This is a genomic window from Robertmurraya mangrovi, assembly GCF_034427655.1.
GTDB classification, from domain to species: Bacteria; Bacillota; Bacilli; order Bacillales; family Cytobacillaceae; genus Robertmurraya_A; species Robertmurraya_A mangrovi.
In genome coordinates this window covers 1-2,295 of the sequence record NZ_JAXOFX010000034.1, presented here as the reverse complement: position 1 = coordinate 2,295, position 2,295 = coordinate 1, and the positions used below count along the sequence as shown (strand labels likewise).

Annotated in this window: 1 rRNA gene; it reads right to left on the bottom strand. The window is 52.7% G+C overall.

From position 1 onward, the window contains the following. A 23S ribosomal RNA gene (locus SM124_RS23840) occupies nt 1-2,295 on the bottom strand; the annotation flags it as partial.

Sequence of the window (2,295 nt, the reverse complement as noted above, 5' to 3'; positions counted from 1 at the left end):
TGCTTCCACCTCTGACCTATCTACCTGATCATCTTTCAGGGATCTTACTAGCTTGCGCTATGGGAAATCTCATCTTGAGGGGGGCTTCATGCTTAGATGCTTTCAGCACTTATCCCTTCCGCACATAGCTACCCAGCGATGCTCTTGGCAGAACAACTGGTACACCAGCGGTGCGTCCATCCCGGTCCTCTCGTACTAAGGACAGCTCCTCTCAAATTTCCTACGCCCACGACGGATAGGGACCGAACTGTCTCACGACGTTCTGAACCCAGCTCGCGTACCGCTTTAATGGGCGAACAGCCCAACCCTTGGGACCGACTACAGCCCCAGGATGCGATGAGCCGACATCGAGGTGCCAAACCTCCCCGTCGATGTGGACTCTTGGGGGAGATAAGCCTGTTATCCCCGGGGTAGCTTTTATCCGTTGAGCGATGGCCCTTCCATGCGGAACCACCGGATCACTAAGCCCGACTTTCGTCCCTGCTCGACTTGTAGGTCTCGCAGTCAAGCTCCCTTGTGCCTTTACACTCTACGAATGATTTCCAACCATTCTGAGGGAACCTTTGGGCGCCTCCGTTACTCTTTAGGAGGCGACCGCCCCAGTCAAACTGCCCACCTGACACTGTCTCCCATCCCGATCAGGGATGTGGGTTAGAATTTCAATACAGCCAGAGTAGTATCCCACCGACGCCTCCACCGAAGCTGGCGCTCCGGCTTCTCAGGCTCCTACCTATCCTGTACAAGCTGTACCAAAATTCAATATCAGGCTACAGTAAAGCTCCACGGGGTCTTTCCGTCCTGTCGCGGGTAACCTGCATCTTCACAGGTACTATAATTTCACCGAGTCTCTCGTTGAGACAGTGCCCAGATCGTTACGCCTTTCGTGCGGGTCGGAACTTACCCGACAAGGAATTTCGCTACCTTAGGACCGTTATAGTTACGGCCGCCGTTTACTGGGGCTTCGATTCAGAGCTTCGCTTGCGCTAACCCCTCCTCTTAACCTTCCAGCACCGGGCAGGCGTCAGCCCCTATACTTCGCCTTGCGGCTTCGCAGAGACCTGTGTTTTTGCTAAACAGTCGCCTGGGCCTATTCACTGCGGCTTATCACAGCTATTCACCGTAATAAGCACCCCTTCTCCCGAAGTTACGGGGTCATTTTGCCGAGTTCCTTAACGAGAGTTCTCTCGCTCACCTTAGGATTCTCTCCTCGCCTACCTGTGTCGGTTTGCGGTACGGGCACCTTTTTCCTCGCTAGAGGCTTTTCTTGGCAGTGTGGAATCAGGAACTTCGGTACTTATATTTCCCTCGCTATCACAGCTCAGCCGTATGATCATGGGATTTGCCTCATGATCAGCCTAACTGCTTAGACGCACATATCCAGCAGTGCGCTTACCCTATCCTCCTGCGTCCCCCCATTGCTCAAACGGAAAAGAGGTGGTACAGGAATATCAACCTGTTGTCCATCGCCTACGCCTTTCGGCCTCGGCTTAGGTCCCGACTAACCCTGAGCGGACGAGCCTTCCTCAGGAAACCTTAGGCATTCGGTGGATGGGATTCTCACCCATCTTTCGCTACTCATACCGGCATTCTCACTTCTAAGCGCTCCACCAGTCCTTACGGTCTAGCTTCAACGCCCTTAGAACGCTCTCCTACCACTGACATCTAAGATGTCAATCCACAGCTTCGGTGATACGTTTAGCCCCGGTACATTTTCGGCGCGGAGTCACTCGACCAGTGAGCTATTACGCACTCTTTAAATGGTGGCTGCTTCTAAGCCAACATCCTGGTTGTCTAAGCAACTCCACATCCTTTTCCACTTAACGTATACTTTGGGACCTTAGCTGGTGGTCTGGGCTGTTTCCCTTTCGACTACGGATCTTATCACTCGCAGTCTGACTCCCATGGATAAGTCTTTGGCATTCGGAGTTTGTCTGAATTCGGTAACCCGATGAGGGCCCCTAGTCCAAACAGTGCTCTACCTCCAAGACTCTTACTACATGAGGCTAGCCCTAAAGCTATTTCGGAGAGAACCAGCTATCTCCAAGTTCGATTGGAATTTCTCCGCTACCCACACCTCATCCCCGCACTTTTCAACGTGCGTGGGTTCGGGCCTCCATCCAGTGTTACCTGGACTTCACCCTGGACATGGGTAGATCACCTGGTTTCGGGTCTACGACCACATACTAAATTCGCCCTATTCAGACTCGCTTTCGCTACGGCTCCGTCTCTTCAACTTAACCTCGCATGTAATCGTAACTCGCCGGTTCATTCTACAAAAGGCACGCTATCACCCAT